Raw genomic sequence first — 24,070 nt, forward strand, 5'->3', positions numbered from 1 at the left:
TGGGTTCCCCGGCCGAGGCGAGAGTCGCGGTCACTTCGAATCGACGCTTCCCAGCGGGTCACCGGCCGCGGCCAGCGACCGACGGGCGGCCGGCCAGGCGTCGTCGTCGAGGCCCAGCGCCGTACGCAGATACGCCAGGGTGGCCTGCTGGACGACCGCGACACGTTCGGGGCTTTCGTCGGTGGTCCGCGTGTCGTGGGATCCCTGGATGCCGCCGAGTCCGTGTTCCGCGCCGGACAGGGTCAGCAGATCGGTGGCCCCGGGGCTGAGCCGGTAGCCGTCGGTGAACCAGTCAGGACCGCGCACCGTCAGCGGGGACTGGTCACGGTCGCCGGCGACCATGAGGCTGGGCGTCTTCAGCTCGGCGAAATCGGGGCTCATGAAGGGGAAGTACTGGGCGGCGAGCGGGCTCAGGTCGGCCCCGCCGGTACCGGGCAGGCACAGCAGTACCGCCGCCTTCACGCGCGAATCGGTCATGCTCTCACCGGGAATGCCGTCGGCGCCGACCACCCGTGCGCCCACGAGCGTGCTGGCGGTCTGTGCGCCCCAGGAATGCCCGGCGACCGCGATGCGGTCGCGGTCGATACGGCCGGCCAGCCCGGGTACGCCGGCTTCGACGGTGTCGAGCCGGTCCAGGATGCCGGTCAGGTCGGCGGTGCGGATACGCCAGATGAGAGGGGTGCGCGGGTCGTCGGGGGGCAGGCCCAGCGAGTCGAGATGGGTGGGCTGGACGACGACGAACCCGCGGGCGGCCCAGTAGTCGACCAGCGGCGCGTAGTCGTCCATGGTCAGGGTCATGCCGTGCGAGAAGAGGACGACGGGCAGTTCCTGGCCGGTCGTCGGCGCGGTGACCCGTACGTGCAGGTCCTGGCCGCGGTCCGGGGCGGCCAGGGCGACGGGCCGGATGGAGATGACCGGGGTGGTGACGTCGTTGCCGCCGCCGGCGGACGTGGTGTCGCTCATGGGAGCGTCCTGCCTTTCAAGGGTGGTTGCTCCGGTCGTTCGCAGGATCGGAGAGCCCAGGAACTCCGGGCATGGCTGTCATGTGGGCGCCGCTGGGGCGGGTCGAGGAACTCGGCCACCCGGGGCCCTGCGACGACTCGACCGCTGATGGGGAGATGCGACACCGATCGCTGCCGCGCGGCGTCTGGCATCATTGGAATACGGAGCGTCGCTCCGACTTACAATACGGAATTGCGCTCCGCTTCGCAAGTGGGAGGTACCACCGATGTCCACCGCCGACACACCGCCGACCCCTGCGGCACGCAAGCGATCCGACGTCCGCCGGAACGAGCGCAAGCTCCTGGACGCGGCCGCGGCCGTGTTCGTCCGCACGGGGATCGACGCACCCGTGCGGGAGATCGCCGCCGAATCGGGCCTCGGCATGGGCACGATCTACCGCCACTTCCCCACCCGGGCGGACCTGGTGGTCGCCGTCTTCAGGCACCAGCTCGACGCGCTTTCCGCCGTCACTCATGCGGAGCCCGCCGGCGGCGCGCCGTACGAGGTCCTGCGGCGGTGGGTTCACCGGTTCGCCGACTTCCTGGTCACCAAGCACGGTCTTGCCGAGGCGCTGCACTCGGACCAAGCAGGATTCGAGGCCCTGCACAACGAGTTCGTCGAACGCCTGCTGCCCGTGCTCGACCAGCTGTTGAAAGCGTCCGCCGCCGCCGGCTCCACGCGCGCCGACGTACGGGCCTACGACTTCATGCTCGGCATCGGCAATCTGTGCATCGGAGTGGGAACCTTCCCCGACTACCGGGCTCACGACATGATCGACCTGCTGCTCGACGGCCTCGCCCAGGCCGCCCCGCCGGCGGCGGGCAACGAGCCGACCTAGTGTTCTGCGTCGGCGCGTGACGCACCCGGGCCCATCCGCGGGTGCGCAGGCTCGCCGGTGCGCTGCCCAGGGCATCCGCCGGCGCGACGGCTTGCCGTGCCGCCGGCGGGCCGGCCTTCCTTTTTCTGCGTCTGTATCTCTGTCGGAGCCTGGATGGCTCCCCGGAAGGCGGACGTTACAACGATGGAGAAGTATCTGTGCGTGCGCATGTGCCTGGCGTGGAAGGAGTGATGGTTTGTCACAGCACCGGTCCACTCTGGTGGGAAGGGACGACGACGTCGGCGCGGTGGCCGACACGCTGAGAGGCGTCGGGCCCGTGCGGACGCTGGCGATCACCGGAGCCGCGGGAGCAGGCAAGTCGGCCGTGCTGAAGGAGGCATGGCAGATCGCGGCCGGCGAAGGCGTCACGGTGCGGCGGCTGGCCTGGGAGTCCGCGGAAGGCGAACCCGGGGTACCCGCCCTCGTCGACGCCGTCTGCCGGGTGCTCGCCGGGATCCATGACGGCCGGCTCCCGGTGCGGATCACCGAGATCCGCCGGGCGGAGTTGCGAACCGACGGACGGGACGGCGATCTGACCGTGCTGTCCACCATGGGCCGGATGCTGGCCGACGCGGCCCACTACGTCCCGTTCGCACTCGTCCTCGACGACTGCGAGCGGATGCCCGCGAAGACCGCCTCGGCACTGGGCCTGATGCTCCGCGCCTTCCGCCCCGCGGGCCTGCCGGTGGTCATGGCCTACGACACGCAGACGCCCGGCCACGCCGACCCGGGGCTGCTCGCTGCCGCCGACCGGGTGCTGGAACTGGCGCCGCTGACCGGGCACGACGTACGGGCACTTGTCGAGCAGCGGCTCGGCCGCCCCACCGAACCGGAGGTGGCGCAGGCGGTCACGCGGTCGCTCGGGCCGCTGGCGGGTAATCCCCAGGCAGTGCTGTGCGTCCTTGACGCGCTGGTGGAGGACGCCGGGCTGCTGGAACTGGACGGCCGCATCCTGCTGGTGGGTGGACAGGACTGCCTCCGCCCGACCGGGACCCTGGCGGAGGTGTGCCGAGTCGCCTGCCCCGGCCTTCCGTTGGATGAGGAAGTGCTGATGCGTACGGTTGTCTTCGCGCACCTGACCGGCGCCGCTGACTTCCGGTTGAGCGATGTGCAGGACATGGCGCGGTGGAAGCCGGGGCACGCCGCCGCGGTCGCGCGGACCGTGGACTGGCTGGTGACGCATCGCGTGCTGACCATCGACGGGTCCGGCGGCCTGGCGTTCGCCGTGCCGGCCTTCGCCGCGGCGCTGCGGGCGACGCCACCGCCTCTTCCCGACCTGCCGTCGGCGCATGCCCGGATCGTCGCGTCGGCGCTCGGTCGGATGGGCCCCGCGGCCGGTGCCGACCATCCGCGGCTGGCCGAACACGTGGTGGCCGCGGGGGAGTTGGTCGAGGACGCGGACGCCGCCCGCCTGCTGCTGACGGCCGCGGGTGCCTACGCCGGGACAGCGCCGGACCGCGCGGTACGGGCCTACCTGGCGGCGCTCCGACGGCTGCCGGGGGATGACCCCGGCCGTGTGGGCATCCTGCAGACGGCGGCTGTGCTGGCCTGGCGCAACGCGGATCCCGCCGGTCTGCTCGCCCTGGGTGAGCCGCTGTGCGCCACCGCCGCTGCCCGGCCGGACGCCGTTCCGGCCGACCTGGCCGACCCCGCGGCAACATGGGGCGTGGCCGCGCTGTACGAGCACCTCTGGGCGGACGGCAAGGGCGCGGAGCCCTGGAGAGTCGTACGGCAGCTGCCCGGTGGCGCCGAACTGGCCGCGCTGGGCAGCCGCTACGGGATCGGGCCGGTCATGCCCGGGCCGCACCGGGACGCGCCGGCACGGGTCCCCGCGCAACGCCGGGCCGCACAGCCGGCCGGCGGGCCGGACGTCATCGCTGCGCACAGCGCGGTCTGCCCTCCTGATGCCGCAATGCCGTCTTCCGCACACCTGCGGCTCCTGGCCGCGGTCGTCAGCGGCGGCGACGCGCTGCGGGCGGCTCGCGATGACCTGCTGCCGCAGGCGCTCGGCGACGCGGCCCTGGAATCCATGCGCATCGCCGCGGGCTACGGTGACCTGGCGGGCGCGTTCGCCGCGGTCCTGAGCGAGGTGTGCCGGACGGGCTGGGGAACCGTCGCCGAGCGCTACCACGCCATGGTGGACGCGTACCGGGCCGGGCGCTGGGAGGAGGCCCTCGCGTGCGCCCGCCGCATCGAAGCGTACGTCCGGGGCCCGGGGGCGGCCGGCCCCAGCGTGCTGGCCCGCGTGCTGGCAGCCGAGATCCACTGCGCCACGGGGGACCAGCAGCGCGCCCTGGCCTGGCTGGGCCAGGTTCCCGACACCGTGGTGCATCCGCTGGGCGGCTGGGTCCGGCTGGGGGTGCGTTATCGGTCGGGGGACCCGGACGAGGCGTTCGACGGCGGCTGGCGCGATGTGCGCCGGGCGCGCGAGAGCGGTCTGCTGGAGGGCCTGGAGCGGCTCCTGGGACGGCTCTTCCTGTACGGCGGCTATGAGGACCGGCCGGAGATCACCCACCGGGCCGTGTCGGAACTGGAGGCGCTGTACGAGGAGTCGGGCTCACCGAGAGCCGGTGAGGTGCTGCTGCTCGCCAGGTCGGTGCTGCGCCGCGCCCCGGACCGCGTCCGGCAGGTGCTCGACCTGGCCTGGGAGCGGGGCGACTTGCCGCTGAGGCTGCTCTGCCTCGACATGGGGGCCCTGGCCGACAGCGAACCGGAGCTGTGGCTGGCCGCCGCGATCGAGGAGGCCCACGCGCTGGGCGCCCGGCACATCGAGCGGTCCCCGCTCGGGCACCGGGCGAGGGCGTACGGTCTGACCCTCTCGTCGCCCAGGAGGCGCGCCGCCGACGAAGGGGCGGGCGAACTGGACCTGCGCCTGGTCGAGATGGTCGGCGGCGGCGCGACCAACCGGCAGATCGCCGTCCGGCTGGCGTGCAGCGAGAAGACGGTGGAACAGCACCTGACCCGGCTGTTCCGGCAGACCGGCTGCCGCTCGCGGTCGGAACTCGCGGCGGCCTGGCTGGACGGACGCCTCGCCGGGCTCGGGCTGCCGGCGGACCCGCGACGTCGGTGACGGACCGCGGGTCGTGGCCCCCGTCAGCCGGTGGTGAGGGCCCAGTCGTCCGAGGTGGACGCGCAGGTCTCGACGATCAGACTCACTCCGTGCGGGGTTCCCGCGCCGCCGGCCACCCCCAGGCACATGCTGTCGGAGGCGTAGTTGCGGATGCGGTAGTGGTCGCCCTGGCCGGAGGCCAGGTACCAGAGCTGGTTGTCGTCCGTGGTGGCGTCGCAGGTGTACTCCGTCACCCTCGTGCCGGCCGGCTCGACGCCGTACCAGGGGATGTCCATGCACAGACGGTCGGTGTCGTTGCTGATGGTGAACAGGCGCGCGCCGCCCGGGCCCTTGGGGGTGCCGACGACCTTGAGGGCCCACTCCTGGTTGTCGGCGGCGCCGGCCCGGCAGTCGTACTGGTCGATCACCCCGCCGACGGAGCCTTTGCCGTACTGCGGCAGATCCGCGCACATGCCGGTCGCGAGGTTCTTCAGCAGGACATGGTCGGCGCCGCCGAAGGTCTCGCCGACGGTGGGCTTGTGGGGTGCGCTCGCCCTGACCGGCGGCGGGGCCGCCTTGGTGGTGCGGGGCGAGGTGTGGCCGGTGACATGTCCGGCCGGCCTCGACGGCGCGTGCGACGGCTTGTGGGAGGGCGTAGGGGTGGATGAGGGGGTGTGGGAGGGCGACGGCGGGAGCGTGGCGGCCACGGTGCCGGGCGCGGCGGCCGCCGGCCGGTCGTTGTCGGCGAGCGTGGTGTGCGTGCTGCCGCGCGGCTTGTCGCCGTGCGCGCCGGCGGTGACCACCACGAAGGGCACGGACAGCAGTGTAGCGCCGCAGATGGCGGCCCACACGACCGTACGCGTGGGACGCCCCGGCGGCTTCGCGGTGCCGCCGGACCCGGACGGTCCACCGGCCGCGGTGGGCAGGACGTGGTCGTCCCGGTCCCAGATGGCGGGCGAACCGGGATCCGGCCGCAGGCTCACCTCCGTGCGGGGGCGCCGCAGCAGCGAACGGACCGCTGTGCCGACACCGCCACCGGCACCGGCGCCAGGCCGGGGCCCCGCCTCACCGCCTCCCGCGGAAGGCGTACCGGCCGGGGTTCCCGGGTGTTCGGCGCCGCCGGCGGGATCTCGCTGCTCGGAGGATGACGAGGATGACGAGGATGACGAGGATGAAGAGGAGGACGAGGAAGACGAGGAAGACACGGCGCGCCTCCTTGGAAGGGGTTGGGAGCAACCAACCGGGCACAGGCCGGGACCGGGCTCGCCCGGTGACGGATGTTAGCCCGCCGGGACGGTGCGCCCGACCTGCTGAGGGGTCCGCGTGCCGCCTTCTTCCCTGTCGTACAGAACCGATCCGCACAGACAGGCAGCGCGTCGCCCGGTGGCTTCCCACCTGCGGCTGCAGGTGAAAATAATCCGGACCGGGTCCGGTCACGGCCGGCCGCGACCCGCGACCGCGACCCGGCGGTCCGGTCCGCCGGGTCGCGCCGTTGCGACGCCGCCTCCGGGAACGGCGTCGTGTCCGCCGCCTCGCCGCGCGGAGGCCGTGCCCGGACCCGAACCATCAGGAGACCGGCATGCCTTCCCATGGGCCGACCCCACCGGCGAGCCGTCGTGACGCGGTGTCCACCCGGCCCGGCCGCTTCGCGCCGATGGCGTACGCGGCCGTCGGCCGCCACCAGGAGGAGGCGAGGTGAGCGACATCGCCGTCATGGAGCCCCCGGCGGGCGCGGCGCCGGTGAGTGCCGACACCCTCACCGGCCGGGACCGGGAATCGCAGGACATCGACCGGAGCCTGAACGACCCCGAGGGGCCGCGACTCGTCTTCGTCCTCGGCGAACGTGGCTCCGGGCGGAGCGCCTTCCTGCGGGCCACCGCCCGGCGGCAGCGCGCGGCGGGCCACGTGGTCCTCTCGGTGGACTGCGAGCCCGGCGACGGCCGGCGGCCCTACCTGCTGGCGTTGCGATTGGCGATGGCGCTGGAGCAGCGCCGGGTCGCCCCGGGCGGACAACGGCGGGGGGGCGACCCGCTCGCGGGGATGCTGGCCGCTGTCGAACACGGCGACCGGGCGGCGGCCGCCGACGCGCTCACCGGTGCGCTGGAACATGCCGGGCCGACGGTCGTCCTCGTCGACGACGTGCAGTACGCGGACCCCTCCTCCGTCGAACTGCTCGGCGTGCTCGACATGGCGCGGGCGGCGCCGGGCGTACGTCTGGTGCTGTCGCTGCTTCGGCCCGGCGGGGCGGTGAGCCGCAGGGCGGTGCCGGGTGGCGCCGACGCGGCCGGGCTGCCGGCGCGTCATCCCGCCGCGCACGTCATCGAACTGGGGCGGCTGGCAGCGGCGGACGTGGCCGTCATACTGGCCGGGCGCTTGCCGACGGCTCCTGACGACGCGCTGACCGGGCTGGTGCACCGGATGAGCAGGGGCGTGCCCGCCGCCGTCGACGCCCTGCTGGCCGAGTGGGCCCGGCAGGGCGACATGCGAAGGGCGGGGGAGAAGGCGCTCCTCGACATCGCCGCCCTGCTGCCTGCCCGTCCGGAGGACAATCGCTTCACCGAGGCGCTGTGCGTGCTGGGTGAGTCGGCGGCCACGGTCGCCTCGGCCCTGAGTGTCCTGTGGCCGCTGGGCCGGGCCGCACTCCGGCTGACGGCCGGGGTGACCGGGCTGTCGCCGGCCGAAGTCCGGGCCGGGCTCGATGAGTTGGTCGGGGCGGGGATCGTCGAGGAGCTGCCGGAGCGGGAAGGCGATGCCGCCCGCGGGTGGACGTTCACGGTCCCGTTCACGGAACACGTCCTGCGGGAGCGGCTGGGGCCGATGGAACGGGGCCGCTTGGCCGCGGCGGCGGTGGAGGAGCTGTGGGCGGCCGGCGGCGAGCCCGGCGACGGGACGGCCGGCCCGGCGTGGGCCGCCCGCGTCGTGGCGGAGGCGGACGCGGCCACCTATCTGCCGGACCGGATCGTCGAGGCGGGCCGGATGATCGACGCCGGGCGGGCGGTGGCGGAACTCGTCGCCGCCGTGGGGCGGACGAGCCGGGGCGCCGGACGCAGCCGCGCGCTGCGCTGGCTGGAGGCAGCCGGGCAGATGGCCGGCGAGACCGCCACTCGCGACCGACTGCTGCTCAGCCGGGCCCTGCACGCTGCCTTTGTGGCCGACCACCGTTCCGTCCGGGGGGCCGTCGAGGAGCTGCTGCAGGCGGCCGCCGGGCGCGGCGGCCCTGACGAGGAGACCGTCCAGATCTGCCTCAGCGCGCTGGTGGGGGCGACCTCCGCCGCGGGCGATCTCCAAGAGCTGTCCCGGATGACCGAGGCGCGCTGGTGGTGGCCGCTGCGGCTGCCTCCCGCGGCTGTCCGGCTGGGCCGTGCCCTGGCCCTGTGCTCGCTCGGCAGGTGGCGGGCGGCAGAGAGAGTCCACGCACGATCCCAAGGACAGTGGGGAGCGGGGGCGGCCGGCGTGCTGCCCGAGGTCTGCCGGGGCATGGCCGAACTGGTGCTGGGGCGTCCGGAACGGTTCCGGCGATTCCTCGCCGCACCGGAGATCGGCCTGATGTCCGAGCCCGGCCGGTACACGGTGACCCTGGCCCAGGTGCAGCAGCTCCTCAACTCGGGGGATCTGCGGGGAGCGGAGGACCTGCTGGCCGCACGGGGGCTGACCGTCGAGGACATGCCCGTCCACGCCCGGTTCCAGTGGCGCCGGCTGGAGGGCCGGTGGGACGAGGCGATGGCGCACCTGCGCTGGCTGCGGGCGAACGGCTACCCGGTCGCGTCCAGCCTGCACCTCCACCTCTATCCCGAGCGTGCCACGGTGATACTCCTGGCCCGCGGCCGGATCGGTGCCGCCCGGCGGCTGATCGCCGACATCCGCGACGGGCTGGGCGGGACCGCCGAGCCCCGCCACCTGCTGGACCGGGCGGAAGCCGACATGGCGCGCATGCTCGGCGATGTGGCGGAAGCCGTGCGGGTGCTGCGGCGCGGCCTGGAGACCGCCTGGGCACACGGCGAGGTCTTCGCGGTCGACGAACTCCTCGCCGAGCTGGCCGTGTTGCTCGCCGATGGGGGGGACCTGAGGGGCGCGGCGGCGTGCCTGCGGCGGCTGGAGGAGATCGCGGCGCGGACGGAGAGCGGGCGGAGCCGGCTGCTGTGGCTGGTGACGTCGGCCCGGCTGCACGCGGTGAGCGATGCGGACGCCGCAGGCAAATACCTGACGGACGCCGTCGCGCTCGCCCGCGACCGGGGGCAGCCGTTCGAGACCGCGACGACGCTGCTGGCCGCCGCTCGGCTCGGCGAGAGCCCGGCGGCGCTGCTGACCGAGGCGTATGAACTCTTCGGCCAGGTGGGCGCTCCGCTGTGGCGCTTCCGGACGCGGGCCGACATGCGGCGGGCCAGGGTGCCGGTGCCCGACCAGGACCGGGCCACGTCGGAGGGCGACCGGTTGCTGGCCACTTTGGTCTCCGAAGGATTGACGAACCGTCGGATAGCCGCTGTGCTCGGGCTCAGTCCGGACGCGGTCGCCAATCGGCTGACCCGGTTGTTCGCCCGCACCGGGGCGCGCTCGCGTACGGAGCTCGTTGCCGCCGTGCTCCGCAGGGGCGCGGCGACTGCCGACTGGTGACGTGGGGCGAGGTGGGGCGAGGCCGTCGCACGGCCGGCGGGTGCCACATTTCCCTGCGGCTAGCAGACAGGGGCCCGACAAGTCGGTCATGTACCGATGTGCGCGTGACAGCATCCTCTCCGGAGCGGTTCAAACCTCGAACCAGGAGGGTGTACATGCAGCAGCAAGTGCTCGCTGACACCGTGCGGGTGGCGGTCCACTCGTCCGACGGCCTGACGCGTGCCGGGCTGGTCAGCTACCTGGGTCATGACCGTCGGCTGTCGCTCACGGAAGTCGCGGGCGAGGCGGATGTCATGGTGGTGGCGGCGGAAGTGGCCAACGCGTCCACGCTGGGCCTGCTGCGCAGACTCGCCGAGGACGCCGGGGCCGGGCGGGACGCCATGAACTTCGTGGTGGTACTGGGTCGGCGCTGGGAGGCCGATGTCGCGGCGGCCGTCGACCGCGGGGTGCGCGCGGTGCTCGTCCGGGGTTCCTTCACCGCCGCCGAGTTCGCCCGGACACTGATCGCCGTCGCCCAGGGCGGCGGGAGCCTGCCCCCTCCACTCCAGGGCGCGCTGATGGAGCAGATCCGGGTGATCCAGCGCGAGGTGCTGGCCCCTCGCGGGCTGAGCGCCTCCGGAGTGAACGCCCGCGAAGTGGACGTCCTGCGGCTGCTCGCCGAGGGCTGGGAGCTGTCGGATATAGCGGATAAACTCCGCTTCTCCGAGCGCACCATCAAGTACGTGCTCTACGGCCTGATGAAGCGGCTGGATCTGCGCAACCGCGCGCACGCCGTGTCGTACGCCATCCGCACCGGCCTCATCTGACCGCCCTGCATTCGGCGCGGGACGACGCCGAACCACGTCCACTCCCTGCCGTGCACCCGGGTTCCGGGCCCGACGTGTGCGATGCCGGCCGGGACCGCCGTCGCTGGATGGCTGGGCAGAGCGCACTGTCCGCATGGACAACGCGCCTCCTCGGGCGAGCTGGTGCGGGGCCGCCGCTCCATAGCCTGGGCGCGAGCCGGAAGCGCGGCCCTGCCGAAGGGGCGCAGCTCCGCGGAGGTGCCCACGTACGTGAAGGACAGTCCATGAGCACTGTGGTCGTGAAACGCTCACCCCGTGCCTCCGGCCCCCAGGCCCCGGAAGGGCAGATCGAGCTGGCCGAGCCCCCGGCGCTCGGCGAACCGGCCACCGCGGACTTCACCTCCGCACTGATGTACATCCCGATGGCCCTCGGCGTGGGCGCCATGGCCATGATGTTCACGGTCGGCACCCGGTCGCCGTACACGTTCATGATGTCCGGGATGATGGGCACGGCCATGATCAGCATGGGCCTGAGCCAGCTCGGCAGGAGGGGCGCCGAGCGCAGGCGCAGGATGCGCTCGGAGCGCCGTGACTACCTGCGCTACCTCGCCCAGTTGCGCACACGCGCCCGGCAGGCCGCGGCCGAGCAGCGGGCGGCGGCCTCCTGGGACAACCCGCGCCCCGAGGACCTGTGGGCCGTCGTCGCGAGCCCCCGGTTGTGGGAACGGCGGGGCGCCCACGACGACTTCGGGCGGATCCGCATCGGCGTCGGCGCCAGCCGCGCCGACTTGGTGCTGGTGCCGCCGGAGACCAAACCGGTCGAGGACCTCGAACCGCTGACGGCCGTCTCGCTGCGGCGCTTCACCAGGGCGTTCCAGTCCGTCGGCCACGTGCCCGTGTCGGTGCCGCTGCGCCGCTTCACCAGCGTCGAGTTCGCCGGCGACGGCCCGGCGGCGCTCGGCCTGCTGCGGGCCATGATCGGCCAGCTCGCCGTCCTGCACGCCCCGGACGAGCTGCACATCGCCGTTCTCACCGACACGGTGGGCCGCGAGGAGTGGGACTGGCTGAAGTGGCTGCCGCACAACGCCCGGCCGCAGCGGGAGGACGAGGCCGGCCCGCTGCGGCTGGTGGCGGAGGACGCCGACGCGCTGTTCGACCTGCTGGGACCGGAGGTGACCGACCGCCCCGAGTACGACCCCGGCTCGCCGCCGCGGCCCACCGAACCGCTGGTGGTCGTCGTCGCCTACCGCGTGCTCATCCCGGAGACCTCCCGGCTGCTGAACGGCGGGATCCGCAACCTGGTGCTGCTGGACGCCACCGGGGCGATGACCGGTGGCCCGCAGGTGCTGCGGCTGACCGTGCGGGACGGCGAGGTGGAGTACCCGGTGGCGGACGGTTCGGTCACCGCCCGAGCCGACACCCTCCCCCTCACCGCGGCCGAGGACCTGGCCCGCCAACTGGCCCCGATGCGCACCGGCGGCGGCGTCGAACTCGTCGAGGAGCCGCTGGAGAACGACTTCGACCTCGGCACGCTGCTCGGCATCCGCGACCCGCGCTCCTTCGACGTGGCCGCGCTGTGGCGCACCCGGGCCGCGCAGAGCGCCCGCTTGCGCGTGCCGATCGGCATCACCGAGGACAACGAGGTGCTGGAGCTGGACCTGAAGGAGTCGGCGCAGAGCGGCATGGGCCCGCACGGCCTGCTGATCGGCGCGACCGGCTCCGGCAAGAGCGAGCTGGTGCGCACCCTGGTCATCGGGCTCGCGGCCACGCACTCCTCGGACGTCCTCAACTTCGTGCTGGTCGACTTCAAGGGCGGTGCGACGTTCCTCAACATGGACCGCCTGCCGCACACCTCCGCGGTGATCACCAACCTCGCCGACGAACTCCACCTCGTGGACCGCATGCGCGACTCGCTCAACGGCGAGATGATCCGCCGCCAGGAGGTGCTCCGGGAGAGCGGCCACGCCTCGCTCTTCGAGTACGAGAAGGCCCGGCTCGGCGGCGCGCCGCTGACGCCGCTGCCCTCACTGCTGATCGTCGTCGACGAGTTCTCCGAACTGCTGGCGAACAAGCCGGAGTTCGTGGACCTGTTCGTCACCATCGGCCGGCTCGGCCGCTCGCTCGGGGTGCACCTGCTGCTGGCCTCCCAGCGGCTCGACGAGGGGCGCATCCACCGCGTCGAGGGCCACCTGTCGTACAAGATCGCGCTGCGCACCTTCTCCTCGATGGAGTCCCGCAGCGTCATCGGCGTGGGCAGCGCCTACGAACTGCCGTCCGCGCCGGGCAACGGTTACCTGAAGGTCGACACCACCAACCTGGCCCGCTTCAAGGCCGCCTACGTCTCCGGGCCGTGCCCGGTACCCGCCACCGCGTCCCGGCCCGCGGAGGCCGCGCTCGGCGCCGAGCACGTGGTGGTCTTCGACCTGGACCAGCGCCTGCCGGACGCACCCGGCATCCCCGACGCCCTGGAATCGGGCGACGAGCGGCCCGCCCCGGGCCCCGAGTCCCGCCCGGAGCCCGCGGGCGAGGACGAGGAGAGCCTGCTGGAGGTCCTGGTCGACCGCCTGGAGGGGGCGGGTCCACCGGCCCGCCAGGTGTGGCTGCCGCCACTGGAATCCCCGCCCAGCCTCGACCAGTTGCTGCCGGGCATCGTGCCCGACCCGCACCGCGGCATGACGGCCGGCGACTACCCGGCGCTCGGCGGCCTGCGGGTGCCGCTCGGCATGGTCGACCGGCCCTTCGAGCAGTTGCGCGAGTTGCTGATCGCCGACCTGTCCGGGGCCGACGGGCACCTGGCGGTGGCCGGCGCCCCGCGGACCGGCAAGTCCACCATGCTGCGCACCCTGATGCTGTCGCTGGCCCTCACCCACACCCCGCGCGAAGTGCAGTTCTACTGCCTGGACTTCGGCGGCGGCGGCCTGCAGTCCACCGCCGGCCTGCCGCACGTGGGCTCCATCGCCACCCGGATGGAGCGCGACCGGGTACAGCGCACCGTCGAAGAGCTGACGCAGCTGCTCGAGGTGCGCGAACAGCGCTTCACCGAACGCGGCCTGGAATCGATGGACGCCTACCGGCGCAGGCGCGACAGCGGCGAGATCGACGACCCGTACGGCGACGTCTTCCTCGTCGTCGACAACTGGTCCACGATCAAGCAGGACTTCGAGGACCTCGAACCACGCATCACCGATCTCGCCGCCCGCGGCCTGTCGTTCGGGCTGCACGTCGTCGCCTCCGCGGTGCGCTGGTCGGAGATCCGCCCGCGGGCCCGTGACCTGTTCGGCACCAAGCTCGAACTGCGGCTCGGCGACCCCATGGAGTCCGAGTTCGGCTCCAAACCGGCCGCGACCGTCCCCCACCAGGCCGGCCGCGGTCTGACCAAGGCCAAGCTGCACTTCATGGGCGCGCTGCCGCGGCTGGACAGCGTCAAGAGCACCGACAACCTCACCGAGGCGACCAAGGCCGCCGTGGCCGAGATCGACGCCTTCTGGCCCGGCCGCCCGGCACCCGGGGTGCGGCTGCTGCCGGCCAGGCTGCCGCTCGACCGGCTTCCGGCACCCGAGGGCGACCTGCGCGTGTGCCTCGGCTGGGACGAGCAGCGCCTTGCCCCCGTGTGGCACGACTTCGCCGCAGCCCCGCACCTGATGGTGTTCGGCGACGCCGAGACCGGCAAGACCAACGTGCTGCGTGTGGTCATCGACGCCGTCATCCGCCGCTACCGGCCCGAGGAGGCCCGGATCCTGCTCGCCGACACCCGGCGCGACCTGCTGGCCGCCGTGCCCGAGGAGTACCGGGTCGGCTTCGCGGTGGACGGCGAAGCCCTGACCTCGCTGGCCGGCAGCGCCGCGGTCTCGGTGGGCAAACGCGTACCCGGTCCCGACGTCGCCCCCGAACGGCTGCCGCTCCGCGACTGGTGGACCGGCCCGCAACTGTTCATGCTCATCGACGACTACGACCTGTACGGCGGCTCGCCCGGGACCGGCTCGCCGCTGGCCGCCCTCTCCCCGATGCTGGCCCACTCGGCCAACATCGGCCTGCACATGGTGATCTCCCGGTCCACCTCCGGAGCGACCCGCGCCATGATGGACCCGGTGCTGCGCCGCATGTGGGAACTCGGCAGCCCGGCGCTGCTGCACTCCTACCCCAAGGAGGAGGGCAAGTTCATCGGCGAGGCCCGGCCCCGCACCCTCCCGCCGGGCCGCGCCCAACTCGTCACCCGCCGCGGCGTCCGGCTGATGCAGGTGGGCCATGCCGGCCCCTGACGAGGTCTTCCGCGTCGAACCCAACCCACGGCGCCCCCTGTCGAGACACTAGGTCGCCCCGTCCGCGTCCCACGACCGCCCTCTCAGGAGCACCATGACCACCGCCATCCCGGCCGCCCGAACCCCGGGTCCGTACGGCACCGAGGTGTGCCGGCTGACCATCGCGGGGCCCGCGGGGCGCGCCGACCTGGCCGTACCGGTCACCGCGCGGATCTCCGCGCTGCTGCCGGTGCTGCTGCGCCACGTCCCCGCCGACCCGGCCAGGCCGGGCGGCCCCTGGACGCTGCAACGCCTCGGTGAACCGCCGCTGGCCCTCGACGCCACCCCGCAGACCGCCGGCCTGCTCCACGGCGACGTGCTGTACCTGCGGCCCGCCGACGACCCGATGCCGGAGCTGGAGTTCGACGACGCCTCCGACGGTGTCGCGCACGCCGTCGGCGCACGCACCGACCGGTGGCGCCCGGAGACCACCCGCCGGCTGTTCCTGGCACTGGCCTGCCTGGTGCTGCTCGCCCTCGCCGCCGCCGTGCCGCTGGCCGGCAGGGGTGCGGGCAACGGCGCGGTCGTGCCGGTGCTCTACGGCGTCGCCGCGGTCGGCCTGGGCGTCTTCTGCGCGCTGGACCAGCGGTGGTCGGCCGACCGCGGCATCGCGGTCGTCACCGGCCTGGGCGCCTGCGTCCTCGCCGTGCTCGCCGGGCTGACCGCGGCCGACGCGGACACCGGACTGACCGCGCCCAGGACTGGCGGCATCGCGCTCGGCGCGGTCTGCGGCGTGCTGGTGGCCGCCGTCGTCCTGCTGCCCACCGCGCGGGTACCGCTCGCCGTGACCGGGACAGCCCTGTTCGCTCCCGCGCTGGTCGCGCTCACCGCGGGACTGGCCGCCGCGACCGGCTGGGACGCGGTGCGCAGCGTGAGCGTCGTCGCGGTCGCCGCCTTCCTCTTCGGTCACCTCGCGCCGCGTGCGGCGCTGCGGCTGGCCCGGGTGCGGGTGCCGCAACTGCCGCACAACGCGGCGGAACTCCAGGAGGACGTCGAGCCGCACCCCGAGCAGTCGCTCACCCGGCGCGCCGCGGCGGCCGACGCCCTGCTGACGGTGTTCACGGTGTCCGTCGCCCTGCTCTGCGTGGCCGACTTCGCCCTGCTGGCCTTCGCCGGTGGATGGGTGGCCCGCGCCTTCCCGCTGGTGTTCTCCGGCGCCGCCCTGCTGCGGGCCAAGACCCTGAACGTCGTCTGGCAGCGTGTGCCGGTCACCTTCTCCGGCGTGCTCGGCATGCTGTCGGTGGTGCTGGCGTGGACCGCCGCGGCGAGCGGCACCGGCACCCGCTGCGCCCTCCTGCTCGGGCTGCTGGTCGCCGCCGTGCTGCTGCTGGTCGGCGCGTGGCGATTGCCGCACACCCGGCTGCTCCCCGTGTGGGGGCACACCGCGGACGTTCTCGAACTGCTCACCGCCCTGGCCCTGCTGCCGCTGCTGCTGCAGCTGCTGCACGTCTACGCCCACGTACGCAACGCGGTCTGAGGGAGAGCTGAGGGAACCGTGCAGACCCGACGCGACCACCTGCAGGCGTACCAGTTCGCCACCGGGCGGATGGCCTCCGCGCTGATCACCGCCGACTCCGGCACCGGCGAGACCCCCATGCGCAGGGCCGGGCTCGGTGCCGCGTTCGGCGTGGTGCTCGCCTGCCTGCTGGTACTGGCCGCCGCCGCATACGGCTACCTCAAGCCGGCCGGCGACCACTCCTGGGCGACCAACGGCGCCCTGATCGTGGAGAGCGGCACCGGCACCCGGTACTTCTACGCCGACGGGCAGCTCCACCCCACGGCCAACTACGCCTCCGCGCTGCTGGCTTCCGGCGGCGCCGGCGTCCACGACGTCGGCCGCTCCGCGCTCGCCGGTGTACCCCGCGGCTCCACCATCGGCATCCCCGGCGCGCCCGAGGAAGTTCCCGACGCGGCCGGGCTCCTGCTGACCGGCGCCTGGGCGGACTGCCTGCGACCGGGCAAGGACGTCAGCGAGACGCTGGACTTCGCGCCGGGCACCGTGCACGCGGCGACCGGTTCCGACTACGCGCTGGTGGCCGGTCCGGACGGGAAGCGCTACGTGTTGTGGCAGAACACCAAGCACCCCATCGACGACCGGTCCGCGCTCCTCGCGCTCGGCATGGACACCGAACAGCCCGTCCCGGCCACCTCGGCGTGGCTGAACGCCCTGCCCACCGGGACTGCTATCGCCGCGGCCAAGATCGCGGGGGCCGGCGGCGCGGAACGTACCGTGGCCGGCAAGGCGGAGAAGACGGGCACCCTGCTGCGTACCGTCGTCTCCGGCACCAGCCACTACTACGTCCTGGAATCCGACGGCGTCGCCTCCCTGACCGCGACCGAGTCCGCCCTGCTGGCCGCCGCGGGCGGCAAGGACCCAATGGCGGTCAGCCCCAGCGCCGTGGCGGCCCTGCCGTCCTCCGCCGACACCTCCCTGCTGCACCGCATCCCCGACCTGCTGACCGGCACCGACACCACCGCCGGCCACTCCGCGCTGTGCCTGCTGGAGAACATGAAGGGCTCCCTGCTCTACAGCAGAGTGGTCCATGAGACCGGCCGGGCGGCCGACACCACCGCCGCGGTGCTCCTGCCGCCCGAGGCCGGGGTGCTGGCCGCACCGCCCAAAGGCCCGCACGACGCGAAGTCCCCCACGCCGTACCTGATCACGGACCGCGCGGTGAAGTACCCCCTGAGCAGCGACGCACCCGGCGCGCTCGGCTACGGCGGCCTGACCCCGCGGGTACTGCCGCAGGCCACGCTCGACCAGATCACCACCGGCCCGCAGCTGAGCCGGTCCAAGGCGCTCGTCGCCGTGCCCGGAGTCAACTGACATGACCGGCGCCCCCGACGAGCGCGCCGCGGCCCGCCGCGACCTCGCCCACCGGCTGTCGGCCCGGCTGGCCCGCGCCGCGCTGCGCGCCGCCGGGCCGTCGGTGGACTCCAGGAGTGTCGGCAACGCGCTGCTGGTCCACCCGCGCGGCTTCGTCGACAGCCGGGCCCTGTCCTTCACCCGGCGGCTGGCCGCCGACCCGCAGCACACCCTGGTGGTACTCGACCTGCCGGCCAGTCCCGAGGACTCGGTGTGGGAGAGCGTTGCCAGGGTCCTGGACCGCAGGGGCGTCAGTTTCCGGCTGGTGCCGGGACGCGGCACCCGCGAGGACGTCCGGCGAGCCGCCCAGTGGCTCGCCGACCGCCTCGACCGGATCGTGCTGGCTCCCGACGGCACCGTCGTCCCGGCGGCCGGCGGCGCCCTGTTCGTGCCCGCCGACCACGGCACCGGCTGGCTGCGCTTCCGCCCCAACCTGTCGGCGGCGCCCGACTCGCGGCGCTTCCCCAAGCCGCAATGGGAGTACTCGGTCCCCGACCGACCGCAGCGGATCGGCGCCGGAGCGGTCGCGGAACCGCTGCCCGGCGGCGTGTGGATCCGCGGCGGCCCGCAGGACGCCGCCTCCGCCGGGGGCCGGCAACGGCTCTTCGAACTGCTGGCCGCCGACCCGGAGTTGCTGGACATCGTGCTCGGCGGCCCGGGGACCTCCGGCGCCCTGGCACTGGAGGAGATCGCCGCCTTCTGGGCCACGGTGCCCGGCAGCGCGCGGCACCTGGTGCGGTTCGTCCCGTACGGCCCGGTGGCCGTGCCCGATGGCGAGCCGCTGGGCCAGGCACTGGCCGACCGGCTCGGCCAGCGGGTCATCGTGCACGCGGGCGTCCCCACGCCCGGCGAGGACGGCGCCCCACGCGAGGTGCGCACCCTGCTCGCCGACGGAAGCCTCGGCTGGCGCCCGTACGCGGACGGGTTCGGCTACACACCGCGCGCGGAGACCGGCGGCCACCCCGTGCCGCCGGTGGCGCTCGGAACCCGGGTGCCGGCCGGCGCCGTCACCGAAGTGGCGCAAGGCGTCTACCGGTACGCGCCGGACGTGCTGCTGGAGGTCGTGCAGAGCGGGCTGTGGGTCCGACCGCCCGTCGAGCCGTTCGACGGTTACGCGGTGCGGACCGCGCCCGCCGACCCCGCGTACCCCGCCATCCTCTACGACCAGGACGACCCGGCGGTCGCCGACCGCATGCGGACGGTGGCCTACGACCTGGTGAACGCGCTCGACCCGACATTCGCCACGAGCGGTCGCGTCATGCCCTCCAGCGCGGCGCGGAGCACACCGCCGGACAGGGGCCCCTCGCCCGTGACATACCCGGCGGCGAGTGTGGCGCCCGCTCCGGCGGTCGAGGCGGCAGGGCCCGTTCCGGCGATCGCCGCGGGGCCCGGCGCCGGGCAGGTGAACGGCGGTGCGGCGGACGGCGGTTCACCGGGGCAGCCCGGACCGGCCGGCGGCTGGTCCCTGGAGGGCGGTCCCTCGACCGCCGCCGGCCCGGCGCCGCGGCGGACAGCCCGGCTGGCACCCGCGTCCCCCCTGCCGGAGCCCGGGCCCACCTGGACCGACGACCCGCCGTCGCCGGACCCCGGCGTCGCGAGGGGGCCGGGGCTCGGGCCAGCGGGTGGGCAGGACGGTGTTGCGCCTGCCCCGCCCGGCTTTCCGCCCTCCCCGGCCGGCGTCCCGGGCGCTGCCGATGCGCCCGGGGCGCCACCTGTGGCCACCGGGGCCGACGCGGCGGCCGCTTCGGACCGCGAGGGGTCGGCGGGTGGAACCGCGCCGTTGCCCGGCCCGGCCCGGCCCGGCCCCGACCCGGCCCGGCCCGGCCCCGACCCGGCCGGGCCCGCGCCCCGATCCGCGGTCGCAACACCGCCGCCCATGTTCCCGTCGTCGGCTGCTTCGCGGCCTTCGGCGGATTCCGGACCGCCGCCGGCCGCGTCACTCCCCCGAGGCGCGGTTCCGGCTGGCGGCGGGGCGGAGGGTGCCCCTGTGCCCTCCGCCCCGCAGAGCGGCGCAACGGCGCCGCCCGACGCCTGGCCTTCCGCGCAGGGCGGCCCGGCGGCCGCGGTCTCGGCGCCGCGCATCCGACTGGAGTCGCCGGCCCCGCAGCGGTCCGCCGCGGCCCCGGCCCCGGCCGGGGACATCTCCGCCACGCGGCCGGAAGCCGGACCGGCCGGCCCCGTCTCGGAGCCGCCGGCCTTCCCGGCGCCTCCCGTGCCCCCCATCGACGGCCAGGTCCGGGTGCAGCCCCAGCCCGCCCCCGCCGCCGACGTGCTGCCGCCGGCGAAGGGCGTCGAGCGGGAACGCGACTGGCTGCGCCGCAACCTCGGCGCCCGCTACGACACCGCCGCGGCCCTCGTCTCGCGCGTGCTGTCGGAGGCGCCGGGCCTGCACGGCGGGCCGCGCAGTTCGGTGGGCGACGCCCTCACCGACCTCGCGGCCGTCCGCCTGTACCTGACCGGAAGCACCACGGCGATCGACACCGCCATCAGGTCGGCCGCCACCGGCCCGCACGTCCCGCTGGCTCGGTGCGCCGCCAGCGGACTGCGGCGCCTGCCCTCGCACCGGGGCGGCGCCATCGTGCGGGCCGCCCTCACCCCGGCCGAGCGCGCCTGGTACCGCGAGAACATGGTGGTGGTCGAGCGGTCCTTCCTCGCTGCCCTGTCCTCGATCCGGCCCGGACTGCCCGGCGACACCGACATCGTGCTGTGGTCGCTGACGGCCCGGCGGACCGAACTCGTGGTCCCGGAGCTGCCCGACCGCCTGCTGTTCGCGCCCGGCACCCGGTTCAAGGTGCTGCGCACGGTCGGCGGCGACCGCCCGGCCGTGCTGATGCGGGAGATGGCCGCGGCCGAGCTGGACGAACAGGGACACCCCCGCGAGGAACGCGTCCCGCTGGACGAGATCGCGCTCACCGGCCTCGACCACCTGCACGCGCTGTGGCAGAAGGCCGAGGACACCAGCGACGAGGACGCCATGGGCGATCCCCTCCCGCCGGAGCACGCGGACGCCTTCCGGGCCGCCCCCGGGCTGCTCCAGCGACCGCCCGGCGATCCGGGCGCGCCGACGCCGGCACTCGGACCCGGCACCACGTCACAGCAAGGGGGGAATCCATGATCCGCCAGGTCCTGCGCGTCTCCGCCACCGAGTCCGGCGCCTACCGCACCGTCTCCCAGGCGCTGGCCGCCGCGCCGGACGGCGCGGTGATCGCCGTCGCGCCGGGCACGTACGCCGAGTCGCTCACCCTCAGCCGGGCGGTCACGCTGTCCGGGGACGGCACGCCCGGCAGCGTACGGCTGGAATCGCCGATGGGCAGCACCGTCGTGGTGGAGGCCGACGCGGTGCGGCTGACCGGCCTGACCCTCCAAGGGGCCGACGCCAACGCGGCCGTCCTCGACATCCGCCGCGGGCAGACCGCCGTCGAGAACTGCACCGTGGCGGGCGACCAGGCATGGGCAGCGGTCATCGCCTGGCAGTCCGGCCACCTGGCCGCCCGGAACTGCACGGTCACCAACCCCGGCGGCGCCGGCGTCGTGGTGACCTCCGCCGCCGACAACACCCTGGAGGACATCGCCGCGCGCGACTTCGGCTCGTCGGCGGTCGTCGTCGCCGAGAACGGCCGCCTGACCGTACGCGGCTGCACCGTCGAACGTTCCGGCGGCAACGGCATCTGCGTCAACGGCCAGGGCACCGTCACCGTCGAGAACACCACGGTGGCCGGCAGCCGAAAGCCCGCGGTCGTCGTGGAGCAGGACGCCAGGGCCGAGCTGATGCGCACCACCGTGACGTTGTCCGCGAGCCTCGACGCGTATCTGACCAGCAAGGGCATGACCACGCTCATCGACTGCCGACTGACCGGATCGGGCGGGCAGTCGCTGCACATCGGTGGGGGCGCGTCCCCGCAACTGCGCGGCTGCACGCTGGACTCGGCGGCCGCGAGCGGCCTCCAGGTGACCGGCGGCTCCACGCCCCGGCTGGAGGACTGCGCGATCACCGGCACCCCGCTGGCGGTGATCGTCGAGGAGGGCAGCCGGGCCGAGTTCCACCGGCTCCGGATCAGCGGCGCGCAGCGGACCGCCGTACAGGTGAGCGGCGAATCCACCGCGGAATTCCATGAGTTGTCCGTGGCGGACGGCTCGGCCGGGCTTCGGGTGACCGGCTCCGCCCGACTCACCCTGAACTCCGGCGACATCGACGCGGAGTACGGCGTCGGCCTGGAAGCCAACGAGGGCGCCACCGCACGTCTCACCGATGTCCGGCTGCGTGCCGCGGGCGACTGGGGCCTCGCCGTGTCGGGCGGCGCGCGCATCGCCGCTGCGGACTCCCGCGTCACCGGGGCGGGCGTCCTGGCCGGCACCGACGGCGAGGCGCTGCTGCGCGACAGCGAGGTGTCCGGCACCGCCGGAGACGGCGCACGGGTACTGGGCGGCGGCACCCTCATCGCCACCGGCTGCCGGGTGCACGAGGCCCGGGGACACGGCGTCAACGTCCAGATCTCCGGGCGCGCCGACCTCACCGACTGCGTGATCACCGGCAACGTCGGCGACGGCGTCCGCAGCAACTCCGAGGAACCGGTGCTGGTCCAGCGCTGCGACGTCAGCGGCAACGGCGGCGCGCAGATCAATCGGCTGCGCAGCCAGGACGGCGTACCGGCCACCGCCGGCGCGGCGGAGTCCGCCCGCGAGCCGGCCCTCGGGCCGGACAGCGATCCGGTGGACGGGCGCGGGACCGCGGCCGGCGCCACCGGGCCGCTGGCCGAACTCGACGCCCTGGTCGGCCTGGAGAGCGTGAAACGCGAGGTCACCGGGCTGATCAACCTCAACAAGATGGCCCAGCGCCGGCAGGAACTGGGCCTGCCCATGCCGCCGATGAGCCGCCACCTGGTCTTCGCCGGCCCGCCCGGCACCGGCAAGACCACCGTGGCCCGGCTCTACGGCGCGGTGCTGGCCGAACTCGGCATCCTCGCCCAGGGACACATCGTCGAGGTGTCCCGGTCCGGCCTGGTCGCGCAGATCATCGGCGGCACGGCCATCAAGACCACCGAGGTGTTCACCAAGGCCATCGGCGGCGTGCTGTTCATCGACGAGGCGTACACGCTCACCAACCAGTCCAAGGGCAGCGGGCCCGACTTCGGCCAGGAGGCAGTCGAGACGCTGATGAAGCTGATGGAGGACCACCGCGACGAGATCGTCGTCATCGTCGCCGGCTACTCCGAGCAGATGGACCAGTTCCTGGCGTCCAACCCCGGCATGGCCTCGCGCTTCGCGCGCACCGTGGAGTTCCCCAACTACGAGGTCTCCGAACTCGTGACCATCGTGCAGGGCCTGTGCGGCAAGCACTACTACGAGATGGACGACTCGGCGCTGGACGCCCTCACCCGCTACCTGGAGGCCATCCCCAAAGGGCCGACCTTCGGCAACGGCCGCGTCGCGCGCTCGCTGTTCGAGACCATGATCAGCAATCAGGCGTCGCGGCTCGCGGCCGATTCCTCCGCGGACGACAGCACCGCGCTGAACCGCCTTTCCGCGGCGGACGTGCCCGCGGCGGAGGACGTCTCTCCCGCGGGGGTCGAGGACGTGCCGGAGCCCGGGGCCGGGACCGCCGCCCGGCCCGGCCCGCAACAGCCCGCCCCGGCGGCGCGCTTCGCCGCTCCGCCGGCCGAGCCGCCGCCCGCCATGCGCCGCCTCGCCGGGCTGTGCGGTCTGGGAGAGGTCCGCGCGGCCCTGCTGAAGCGCGTCAACGAACTGGTCGGAGCGAGCGGCGACGGCGTGCCGCCCGCCCCCCCGGCGAACATCGTGCTGGCGGGCGACACCGGCAGCGGTCGCACCGCCGTGTCCGCGCTGTACGCGAAATGCCTGGCCGAGACCGGCGTGCTGCGCAACGGGGCGGTGCACCGGATCGCCCTGTCCAAGGTGTTCGCCCGCGGCCCCGGGGAGGCCCGCGCCTACACCGCCGCGCTGTGGGCCGACGCCGACGGAGGCGTCCTGGAACTCGACCTCGACACCGCCTTCACCGCGCGCCCCGCGGCCGAGCGCACCGCCGTGTGGGACGCAGTCGTCGCTGTCGTGGAGCGCACTCCGCAGACCGCACTGGTGCTGCGCGGCGCCCAGGGCCGGCTCGGCGAACTCATGCGCGAACGCCCCGACGTCGCCCGCTGCTTCGACCTGTTCCTGCGCTTCCCCGCGTACACCGCGGAGGAGTTGACGGAACTGATCTGCCGGCGGCTCACCACCCGGGGACACAAGGTCGATGAGCCCACCCGCACCGCGTTGGCGGCGCGGCTGGCCGACCGGCCGCTCGCCGACGGCGCGCGCGGAGCACACCGGCTCGCCGACCGGATGGCCGAGCGGGCGCCGTCGGGCTCCGGTGGCGGACCGCTGTCCTCCCGCCCCGGAGCGGCTCGGACTTCGTCGTCCGGGGACGCCCGGACCGCTCCGGCCACGAGTGCTGCGCACACGCAGACAATGCCCCCTGTATCCGCAGGCAACGACGAAGCCGCGTCGTTCCACGCCGGCAGAGCGGCCACCACGATGGGCTGAGGAACCAGTCGGTATCGCCGCCGTGATCCCGCGTGCGGCATCTCG

Annotated in this window: 11 protein-coding genes; 9 read left to right on the top strand and 2 right to left on the bottom strand. The window is 74.3% G+C overall.

Going from position 1 to position 24,070, the window contains the following annotated elements; translation table 11 throughout:
• Positions 1-30 precede the first annotated feature (30 nt).
• Entirely contained in the window at positions 31-963 is a 933-nt protein-coding gene (locus BLR33_RS25220; protein ID WP_093786896.1) for an alpha/beta hydrolase family protein, read from the bottom strand.
• Positions 964-1,228: 265 nt separating this feature from the next.
• Between BLR33_RS25220 and BLR33_RS25225 the strand changes: the two genes are divergently transcribed.
• Both BLR33_RS25225 and BLR33_RS25230 read left to right on the top strand, forming a co-directional pair.
• Complete coding sequence (locus BLR33_RS25225) at positions 1,229-1,840, top strand: TetR/AcrR family transcriptional regulator (protein ID WP_093786897.1); 612 nt, start codon at positions 1,229-1,231, stop codon at positions 1,838-1,840.
• A gap of 235 nt (positions 1,841-2,075) precedes the next feature.
• On the top strand, positions 2,076-4,949 hold the full coding sequence (locus tag BLR33_RS25230) for a helix-turn-helix transcriptional regulator (RefSeq protein ID WP_143031749.1): 2,874 nt from the start codon (positions 2,076-2,078) through the stop codon (positions 4,947-4,949).
• Positions 4,950-4,972: 23 nt separating this feature from the next.
• On the opposite strand, the gene BLR33_RS25235 is transcribed toward BLR33_RS25230, so the two are convergent.
• Positions 4,973-5,743, bottom strand: a complete 771-nt coding sequence (locus tag BLR33_RS25235; protein ID WP_143031750.1) for an RICIN domain-containing protein — start codon at positions 5,741-5,743, stop codon at positions 4,973-4,975.
• Positions 5,744-6,623: 880 nt separating this feature from the next.
• Between BLR33_RS25235 and BLR33_RS25240 the strand changes: the two genes are divergently transcribed.
• From BLR33_RS25240 to BLR33_RS25270, 7 genes are all read left to right on the top strand, one after another.
• A complete protein-coding gene (locus BLR33_RS25240) occupies positions 6,624-9,539 on the top strand; it encodes an AAA family ATPase (protein WP_093786900.1) in 2,916 nt (971 codons plus the stop codon).
• Between the two features lie 155 nt (positions 9,540-9,694).
• Entirely contained in the window at positions 9,695-10,345 is a 651-nt protein-coding gene (locus BLR33_RS25245) for a helix-turn-helix transcriptional regulator (protein WP_093786901.1), read from the top strand.
• Positions 10,346-10,608: 263 nt separating this feature from the next.
• Positions 10,609-14,583, top strand: a complete 3,975-nt coding sequence (gene eccCa, locus BLR33_RS25250) for a type VII secretion protein EccCa (protein ID WP_093786902.1) — start codon at positions 10,609-10,611, stop codon at positions 14,581-14,583.
• A gap of 94 nt (positions 14,584-14,677) precedes the next feature.
• Entirely contained in the window at positions 14,678-16,099 is a 1,422-nt protein-coding gene (gene eccD / locus BLR33_RS25255) for a type VII secretion integral membrane protein EccD (RefSeq protein ID WP_093786903.1), read from the top strand.
• An 18-nt stretch (positions 16,100-16,117) separates the two neighbouring features.
• Complete coding sequence (gene eccB / locus BLR33_RS25260; RefSeq protein WP_093786904.1) at positions 16,118-17,449, top strand: type VII secretion protein EccB; 1,332 nt, start codon at positions 16,118-16,120, stop codon at positions 17,447-17,449.
• A 1-nt stretch (position 17,450) separates the two neighbouring features.
• Complete coding sequence (locus BLR33_RS25265) at positions 17,451-20,603, top strand: hypothetical protein (RefSeq protein WP_093786905.1); 3,153 nt, start codon at positions 17,451-17,453, stop codon at positions 20,601-20,603.
• A complete protein-coding gene (locus tag BLR33_RS25270; RefSeq protein ID WP_093786906.1) occupies positions 20,600-24,025 on the top strand; it encodes a right-handed parallel beta-helix repeat-containing protein in 3,426 nt (1,141 codons plus the stop codon). The genes BLR33_RS25265 and BLR33_RS25270 overlap by 4 nt, the downstream gene beginning before the upstream one ends.
• Positions 24,026-24,070: the final 45 nt, after the last annotated feature.

This window comes from Actinacidiphila guanduensis, assembly GCF_900103985.1.
Taxonomy (GTDB): Bacteria; Actinomycetota; Actinomycetes; order Streptomycetales; family Streptomycetaceae; genus Actinacidiphila; species Actinacidiphila guanduensis.